This window comes from Nocardioides sp. P4_G4, assembly GCF_056401085.1.
The window spans coordinates 1-8773 of sequence record NZ_JBFUKA010000131.1; the positions used below are offsets into that span (position 1 = coordinate 1).

General features: G+C 72.3%; 8 protein-coding genes. 5 read left to right on the plus strand and 3 right to left on the minus strand.

Going from position 1 to position 8773, the window contains the following annotated elements:
* The 3 genes from AC1DQF_RS20400 to AC1DQF_RS20410 all read left to right on the plus strand — a co-directional run.
* A partial coding sequence (locus tag AC1DQF_RS20400; protein ID WP_477527058.1) for a PucR family transcriptional regulator occupies positions 1-738 on the plus strand: 738 nt, incomplete at its 5' end.
* An 86-nt stretch (positions 739-824) separates the two neighbouring features.
* The gene (locus tag AC1DQF_RS20405; protein WP_477527059.1) at positions 825-1616 is read left to right on the plus strand and encodes a 3-hydroxybutyrate dehydrogenase; all 792 of its coding nucleotides are present in this window, start codon (positions 825-827) and stop codon (positions 1614-1616) included.
* 42 nt (positions 1617-1658) lie between these two features.
* On the plus strand, positions 1659-3029 hold the full coding sequence (locus tag AC1DQF_RS20410) for an MFS transporter (protein ID WP_477527060.1): 1371 nt from the start codon (positions 1659-1661) through the stop codon (positions 3027-3029).
* Here AC1DQF_RS20410 and AC1DQF_RS20415 read toward each other — a convergent pair.
* The 3 genes from AC1DQF_RS20415 to AC1DQF_RS20425 form a co-directional block, all read right to left on the minus strand.
* Entirely contained in the window at positions 2944-5316 is a 2373-nt protein-coding gene (locus AC1DQF_RS20415; protein ID WP_477527061.1) for a [protein-PII] uridylyltransferase, read from the minus strand. The two genes, AC1DQF_RS20410 and AC1DQF_RS20415, sit on opposite strands and share 86 nt — an antisense overlap.
* A gap of 85 nt (positions 5317-5401) precedes the next feature.
* The gene (locus AC1DQF_RS20420; RefSeq protein WP_477527062.1) at positions 5402-5740 is read right to left on the minus strand and encodes a P-II family nitrogen regulator; all 339 of its coding nucleotides are present in this window, start codon (positions 5738-5740) and stop codon (positions 5402-5404) included.
* Positions 5737-7059 (minus strand): ammonium transporter, encoded by a 1323-nt coding sequence (locus tag AC1DQF_RS20425; protein ID WP_477527063.1) that lies wholly within the window; start codon positions 7057-7059, stop codon positions 5737-5739. Before AC1DQF_RS20425 ends, AC1DQF_RS20420 begins: the two co-directional genes overlap by 4 nt.
* A gap of 237 nt (positions 7060-7296) precedes the next feature.
* On the opposite strand from AC1DQF_RS20425, the gene AC1DQF_RS20430 reads away from it, so the two are divergent.
* Entirely contained in the window at positions 7297-8358 is a 1062-nt protein-coding gene (locus AC1DQF_RS20430; protein WP_477527064.1) for a glycosyltransferase family 2 protein, read from the plus strand.
* The coding region (locus AC1DQF_RS20435) for a hypothetical protein (RefSeq protein ID WP_477527065.1) at positions 8355-8773 on the plus strand (419 nt) is incomplete at its 3' end. The genes AC1DQF_RS20430 and AC1DQF_RS20435, both read left to right, overlap by 4 nt.

An 8773-nucleotide genomic window follows, 5' to 3' on the forward strand; every position in this document is an offset into this window, starting at 1 on the left:
GCCGAGGAGCGCATCGGCGGCGAGCTGCTGCGCGACCTGCTGGCGCCCACGCCCCACGACACGGTGCTGGTGCGAGAGCGCGCCCGCCGTCATGGTGCCCAGCTCGACGGACCGCTCGTCGTGGCGGTCGCCGGACCCGCCGACGGTGGTCGGCAGGCCACCGCCCGGGCGGCGTCCCGGCTCGCCGACGGCATGCACGGCGTCGCGGGCGAGCACGAGGGAGCCGTGGTGCTCGTCGTGCCCGCGTCCGACGCACGTCAGGTCGGCCAGCAGCTCGCCGCGGCCGTCGCGCGGGCCGGCACGTCCGCCACGGTCGGGGTGGCGGGGCCTGCTCCGGCGCGCGACCTGTCGGCCACCTACGCCGAGGCCCGGGGCTGCCTGGAGACCCTGGTGACCCTCGGCCGGGTCGGGGACGTCACCGATCCTGCCGGCCTCGGGGTGGCCCGCCTGCTGCTCGGCGGCAACGGTCCCACCCAGCTGGCCGAGTTCGTCGAGCGCGAGCTCGGGCCGGTGTCGGCCTACGACCAGCAGCGCGGCACCAGTCTGGTGGCCACGCTCGACGCGTGGTTCGCCAGCGGCGGCAGCCTCAAGGACACCGCCGCCGCCCTGCACGTGCACCCCAACACGGTGACCCAGCGGCTCGACCGGGTCACCGGCCTGATGGGGGACGCCTGGCGCGCCCCCGAGCGGGCGCTCGACGTCCAGCTCGCGCTGCGGGTCAGCCGCCTCCAGGCATGACGTAGCCCTCGCCCACACCATGTGGGCGATCTTGTATGGCTCACGCCCATGTGCCGGTCGTCACACGGGGACCTAGCGTCGGGGCCATGTCCCCCAACCCCTCTGCGCCCACACCTGTGCTGACCCCCGGGCCCACCCCCTTGGAGGGTCGTCGCGCGCTCGTGACGGGCGGCGCGAGCGGCATCGGCGCCGCCGTCGCCGGCCACCTGGCCGACCTGGGCGCGCACGTCACCGTGCTCGACCGCGACGAGACCGCCGCCGCGAAGGTCGCCGCCACCCTCGGCGGCGACGCCCTGGGCCTCGACCTCACCGACTCCGACGCCATCGACGCCGCCGCCCTCGATGCCGACATCCTCGTCAACAACGCCGGCGTCCAGCACGTGGCGCCGATCGAGGAGTTCGACCCCGAGCAGTTCCGGCTCATCCAGCGCCTGATGCTCGAGGCCCCGTTCCTGCTCGCCCGCAAGCTGCTGCCGGGCATGTACGAGCGCGGCTGGGGCCGGATCGTGCACGTCTCGAGCGTCCACGGCCACCGCGCCTCGCCGTACAAGGCGGCGTACGTCAGCGCCAAGCACGGCCTCGAGGGGCTCTCCAAGGTGATCGCCCTCGAGGCGGCCGGCAAGGGCGTCACCAGCAACACGGTGTGCCCGGGCTACGTCCGCACCCCCCTCGTGGAGGGCCAGGTCGCCGACCAGGCCAAGGCCCACGGCATCGACGAGTCGGAGGTGCTCGACACCGTCCTGCTCGCCCGCACGCCCGTACGACGCCTCGTCGAGCCCGACGAGGTCGCGCGTGCCGTGGCCGGCTTCTGCCTCCCCGGGAGCGACTCCATGACCGGCTCCTCCCTGCTCATCGACGGCGGCTGGACCGCCGCCTGACCACGCACCCCGCGTGATCCCCCCGAAAGGAACACCCAGCACATGACATCCCCCGTCACCCATCCCACCCGAGCGGAGCAGGGGCCTGGCGACACCAACATCGTCAAGGTCGTCTTCGCGTCCCTGGTCGGCACCGCCGTCGAGTGGTACGACTTCTTCCTCTACGGATCGGCCGCGGCGCTCGTCTTCGGCACCCTGTTCTTCCCCGAGAACGAGGCCGCCACCGCGACCCTGCTGGCGTTCGGCACGTACGCGCTCGGATTCGTGGCGCGCCCCCTGGGCGGCATCGTCTTCGGCCACTTCGGTGACCGGGTCGGCCGCAAGAAGATGCTGGTCAGCTCGCTGCTGCTGATGGGGATCGCGACCTTCGCGATCGGCCTGCTCCCGACGTACGCCAGCATCGGTATCGGCGCCCCGCTCCTGCTCCTGCTCTGCCGCCTGGTGCAGGGCTTCGCCGTCGGCGGCGAGTGGGGCGGCGCGGTGCTCATGGCCGCCGAGCACGGCGAGGACTCGCAGCGCGGGTTCTGGTCGTCGTGGCCGCAGGCCGGCGTGGCGCTGGGCAACCTGCTCGCCACCGGCGTGCTGTGGATCCTCGCGGCCGTGCAGTCCGACGACGCGTTCAACGCCTGGGGCTGGCGCATCCCGTTCATGCTGAGCGCCGTGCTCGTCATCATCGGCCTGTGGGTGCGCCTCTCGATCGAGGAGTCGCCGGTCTTCAAGGAGTCCCAGAGCCAGCTCTCGACATCCGAGAAGGCGCACGTGCCGCTCTTCGAGGTCATCAAGAAGTACCCGCGCGAGGTCCTGGTCGCGATGGGCATGCGGATGGCCGAGAACATCTCGTACTACCTGTTCACGGTCATCTCCATCACCTTCCTCAYGACGTACGTCGGGACCACGGGTGACAAGAGCATCATCCTCGAGGCGCTGCTCATCGGTGCCGTCGTGCACTTCGTGACCATCCCGCTCATCGGGGCGCTCAGCGACCGGGTGGGCCGCCGTCCGCTCTACATCGCGGGCGCCATCGGCGTCGCGGCCTGGTCGTGGATCTTCTTCGACCTCATCGCCAGCAAGTCCGAGGGCAAGATCCTGCTCGCGGTGGTCGTCGGCCTCATCCTGCACGCACTGATGTACTCCCCGCAGGCGGCGTTCTTCTCCGAGCTGTTCGGCACCTCGGTGCGCTACACCGGCGCCTCGGTGGGCTACCAGCTGGCCTCGATCTTCGCCGGTGCCCTGGCTCCGATCATCGCCATCAAGCTGCTCGGCCCGGCCACCAACGGGTCGGCGAACGTCAACAGCGTCGCGATCTACATGACCATCGCCTCGGTGATCACGCTGATCGCCGTGTTCTTCGCCAAGGAGACCGCCCGCACGTCGCTGCGCCACGACCGGGTGCTCGACGAGGCCCGGAAGTGACCTGCACGCCGTAGCAACACCGTCGGACGCCCTGCTCGACCACCGTGCCGACCAGCGCGTCCCGCACCGCGTGGGCGGCCTCGGCGGCCCGCTCGTCGGAGAGCCGGCCGGCGCCCTGCTCCTGCAGGTAGAACACGTCCACCGCCTGCGGCCCCACCGTCGACACATGGGCCGAGCGCACCGAGATGTCGCAGGACGCGAGCGCGGCGCAGACGAGGTGCACGACGCCCGGCCGGTCGTCCATCCGCACCTCGAGCACGGTGGCCCGACGCGACTCGCCGTGCCGGACCGCGACGACCGGGTCGAGCCGGCTCGGCGCCGGTCGCGACAGCCGGGCGGAGGCGTCGAGGCGACCCTCGCTGATCGCCACCAGGCGCTCGCGGAGCACGGCGGGGTCGAGATCGGGGTCGGCGACCTCCCAGACCGAGACACCGACCGGTGCGGCGCCGGACGCGCCGGCGGAGTCGTCGGGGTCCTGCGCCCAGGCCCGCGCGGAGCGCACGGACACCCGCTGCAGGGCGAGCACCGCTGCGGCGTCGGCGAGCAGGCCGATCCGGTCGGGGGCGACGACGGTCACCCGCGCTCCCCCGTCGTCGGGCTCGACACCCACCCACGCCCCACCGCGGCGTACGACGTCGGGCACCGGGACCCACTGATCACCCTCGGGCGGGACCTCCTCGCCGGCGGCGCGGGCCAGGGCGTGGGTGGCCAGCCTGGTCACGAGGCCGGCCCGCCACGTCGACCACGCCTTGGCCGACGCGGCCCGCCCATCGGCCTCGGTGAGGGCGAGCAGCAGGGTCAGCGCCTCCGCGGAGGGCACCTTCGCCAGCACCGCGTCGATGGTGGCGGGATCGTCGGGGTCGCGCGAGGTGGCCGTCTCGGACAGGAGCAGGTGCCAGCGCACGAGCAGCGTGACCAGGTCGACGGCCTCGGGCTCGAAGCCCATCCGCTCCGCGATCTCGCGGGCGATCGGCTCGCCGGCCACCGAGTGCTCGGTCAGCCCGCCCTTGCCGATGTCGTGCAGCAGCGCCGCGACCAGCAGGACGTCGGGGCGAGCGACGCTGCGGATGAGGCGGGAGGCCTCGACGCAGGTCTCGACCACGTGCCGGTCGACGGTGAAGCGGTGGATCGCCGAGGCGTGGGGAAGCAGCCGGATGCGCTCCCACTCCGGGAGGAAGCCGGCGAGGGCGCCGGTCTCCTCGAGGGTCTCCCAGACACCGAGGAGTCCGTCGCCGGACGCGAGCAGGCTCACCAGGGCGTCCCGGGCCTCCGCAGGCCAGGGGGTGGGCAGCGGGGCGCACTCGCGCACCAGCCGGGCAGCGGTGGCGGGGGCGAGCACGACGTCGCGCTCGGCGGCCTCCGCCGCCGCGCGGAGCAGCAGCACCGGGTCGCGGTCGGGTCGCGCCCGCGCGTCCAGCACCACCTCGCCGCGTGACAGCGCGACGCCGGGGGCGATCGGCTCGAGGGCCGGGCGGCGGGCGTCGCGCACCGACGTGGGACGGGCCAGCACGGACGCCACGCGGCGCCAGGTCAGCCGGGACAGGTGGGTGACCCGGCGGCCGATCTCGCGGACGTGGCGCTGTGCCGCCGCGGCGTCGTCCAGGCCGAGGCTGGCGGCCAGCGCGTCCCAGAGCTCGGGGGCCACGCGGTCGGTGGGCCGGCGCGTCTCGGCGTGGAGCAGGTCGCGGAAGTCGAGCAGGGCCTGGCGCGACCTCTCCAGCTCCGGCCCGGACACGTCCACCAGCCAGGTCGTCTCGAGCGCCTTGAGGACGGTCGCGTCCCGCAGGCCGCCCTCGGCCTCCTTGACGTCGGGCACCGAGACGTGGGCGAGCTCGCCGACCACCTCGTGGCGCTTGTCCACCAGCGAGCGCAGCTCGGGGAGCCGGTCGCGGGCCTCGCGTCGCCACGCGGCCAGCATGGTGGCACGCAGCCGCAGCGTGAGGTTGGGGTCGCCGGCGAGGTGGCGCACGTCGAGCAGCCCGAGGGCGACCTTGAGGTCCTCCTCGGCGGCGGCGACCATCTGGGGCAACGAGCGCACCGAGTGGTCGAGGCGGGAGCCGGAGTCCCACAGCGGGTACCAGACCTTCTCGGCCAGGGCGCCGGGGTCGACGGCCGCGTCGTGCACCAGCACCACGTCCAGGTCCGAGTGCGGGGCGAGCTCGCCGCGCCCGTAGCCACCCACGGCGACGAGCGCGACACCGACCTCGGGCCCGTGGCAGGCGTCGTACGCCGCGCGGCACAGCTGGTCGGCATCCTGGGTGCGGGCGGCTCTCTCGGGGGCAGTCATCGTGTCTCCGATCCTCCCCGGGGATCCCCCGGGTACGCCACTGGCCCGCCGGGACGAGTCCCGACGGGCCAGTGTGGGGGTCTGCTCAGAGGGCAGCTTCGTCGGTGTCCCCGGTGCGGACCCTCACGACGGTCTCGACCGGGCTCACCCAGACCTTGCCGTCGCCGATCCGGCCGGTCTGTGCCGTCTTGACGATGATGCCGACCACGTCCTCGGCGTCCGCGTCGTCGACGACGATCTCGATCCGGATCTTGGGCACGAGGGCGATGTCGTACTCGGCCCCGCGGTAGACCTCGGTGTGGCCCTTCTGGCGGCCGTAGCCGCTGACCTCCGAGACGGTCATGCCGGTGACCCCGAAGGTCTCCAGCGCCTCACGGACGTCCTCCCACTTGTGGGGCTTGATGACTGCGGTCACGAGCTTCATGCGTTGGCTCCTTGGGTGCTCGAGGGGCTGACGGTGCTCGCGGCCAGGATGCCGGTCCCACCGCCACTGCTGCCACTGTGCAGGTCGTAGGCGGTCTCGCCGTGCTCGGCGAGGTCGATGCCGTTGACCTCGTCCTCCTCGTCGAGGCGAAGTCCGATCGTGTACTTGATGGCCAGGCCGATGATCGCGGTCAGCACGCCGGAGAAGGTGATGGCCACCAGGACTCCGAGGGTCTGGTCGCCCAGGGATCCCCAGCCGCCCCCGTAGAGGAGGCCGTCGATCCCGCCGGCTCCGGCGGAGGTGGAGAACACGCCGATCAGCACGGTGCCGATGATGCCGCCGACCAGGTGGACGCCCACCACGTCGAGCGAGTCGTCGTACCCGAGCCTGTACTTGAGGCTGACCGCCCAGGAGCACACGCCGCCGGCGATGAGGCCGATGGCCACGGCGCCGCTGAGGTTGACGGCCCCGGCCGCCGGGGTGATGGCGACCAGGCCCGCGACGATGCCGGACGCGGCGCCGAGCGAGGTGGCCTTGCCGTGCAGCAGCCGCTCGATGAGCAGCCAGCCGAGGATCGCGGCGAGGGTGGCCAGCGTGGTGTTGGCGAAGGTGCGGCCGGTCTCGGAGTAGAACTGCGAGAGGAAGGCGTCGGGGTCCTCGTCGAAGGTCGTGCCGAAGACGATCGAGCCGACGTTGAAGCCGTACCAGCCCAGCCACAGCATGCCCGCCCCGAGCATGGTCAGGGTCAGGTTGTGCGGGCGCATCTGGTCCTTGGGCCAGCCGATGCGCTTGCCGAGCAGCAGCACCAGCACCAGCGCCGCGACACCGGCGTTGATGTGGACCGCGGTCCCGCCCGCGTAGTCCTGGGCGCCGATGCGACCGCAGATGAGCGAGTCGGGGGTGCAGCTGAAGACCATGTGAGCCATCGGGAAGTAGACGATGACCGCCCAGAGGGGCACGAACACCAGCCACGCCGAGAACTTGAGCCGGTCCGCGACCGCGCCACTGATCAGCGCGACCGTGATGATCGCAAAGGTCATCTGGAACATCACGTAGATGTAGTTGTCGGTGGTGACACCGTCGAGCCAGAGCAGCTCGAAGGGGTTGGCGAAGAACGTGCCCTCCCCGCCGAAGCCCATCGACCAGCCGATCGCGACGTACAGGATGCCGACGATGGCCGCGGCGATGAACGACATCATCATCATGTTGAGCACGGACTTGGATCGCGACATGCCGCCGTAGAACAGGGCCAGCGCGGGCACCGTCATCATCAGGACGAAGGCAGTCGCCACCAGCATGAAGGCGTAGTAGCCGTCCACAGAACCTCCAGGGAACGTTCGAGGGGATGGTCCGTGTCGACATGACGACGGTGTCATGCAGCGGCCCAACCTGTTGGCCAGAACCCTGCTCGGGCGACGTTTCCTCGCCTGCCGCGTCGTGTTGCGGGCAGGCAACGGATGTGGCCGTCGTGTTACGTCCGTGTGAACGAGCGCCGAGCGCGACGGCGACCCGGGCGAGCGCGGGTGCGGGGTCCTCCGCCGTCTACACTGCGCCGCATGACCGGGAGCCCACGGGACGCTTCGTCTGCGCCCGCGCACCAGCCCGGTCGCACGGGTGTCGTGATCGTCAACCACGACAGCGCCGACGACACCGCCGCCTGCGTGGCGTCGCTCGAGACCTCGCGGGACCTCGACCTGGACATCGTGGTCGTCGACAACTCCGACTCCCCCGCGTCCGCCGAGGCGCTGCGCGCCCTGCTCGGCGCCCGGGCCGAGGTGATCAGCAGCGGCGCCAACCTCGGGTACGCCGGCGGCAGCAACCTCGGCATCGCCCGGTGCCTCGAGCGCGGCAACGAGTACGTCTGGCTGCTCAACCCCGACACGCGCGTCGAGCCCGACACGCTGCCCCGGATGCTCCAGGTCTTCGAGGACGTCCCCGACTGCGGCGTGGTCGGTCCACGCATCGTGCACCCAGGTGAGCCGGCGGTGATCTGGTTCGACGGCGGCATCGTCGACGAGGCCAAGCACGGCGAGACGCGCCACATCCACCAGGGCCAGCCCGTCGAGGGCACCGAGCCGCCCAGGCGGCTGGAGGTCGACTACGTGACGGGAGCGTCGCTGCTGGCCCGCCGGACGACCCTGGAGACCGTGGGTCCGCTGCCGGAGGAGTACTTCCTGTACTTCGAGGAGACCGACTGGTGCCGCCGCGCCCACCGGGCGGGGTGGCGGATCATCGTCGACCAGCGCGCCCGGATGGTGCACCTCAAGCGGTCGAGCGGGGCCCTCCCCTCGCCCTACCATCTGTACTACATGACACGGAACCGCTACCTCTTCGTCGAGCGCTCCCTCGGTGGCGATCCCGAGGCGGCGCTGGCCCACCTGCGCGGCAAGTGGGTGCGCAACTGGCGGCGTACGGTGCGCAGGGCCGCCCCGGAGTGGCTCGAGGAGTTCGACGCCCTCGTCGAGCGGGCCGCCGTGGACGCGCGCGCCGGCAGGGACGGACGCAACGACGAGGTCTCGCACGTGCCGTGGCCCGAGGACAGGACCCGGGAGCGCGCCATCGTCACGACCGCGGGCCGCGGCGGCAGCAACCGCCACGAGCAGGGAGACATGCGATGAGGGCCAAGGACGACACCACGGCGGTCATCGACAGCACGCTGGCGGGCGGCCCCCGGGTCCTGCACATCGGCGTGCAGCCCTCGACCGTGCCGCGCCGGCTCGCCCAGGAGCACGACCGCGAGGTCGAGTGCCTGCGCTGGCCCCTCGACGCGGGTGCCGACGAGCAGTGGGGCCCCGAGGTGGACCTCGCCAACCGCGCCGACGAGTGGGTGCAGCCGTTCCTGGTGGCTCCCGTGGACGTCGTGGTCGTGGAGCACGTGCTCGACGACGGCCCCTCCCCGGACGCCTTCCTGCGGACCCTCGGCTCGGGGGCGCTGGTGCCCGGCGGCCTCGTCGTGGTCTCCGGTGCACGTGACCTGTCGACGCCGCTGCGGTCCGCCGGCTTCACCCTCGAGAGCGAGTCCGCGACCGAGGA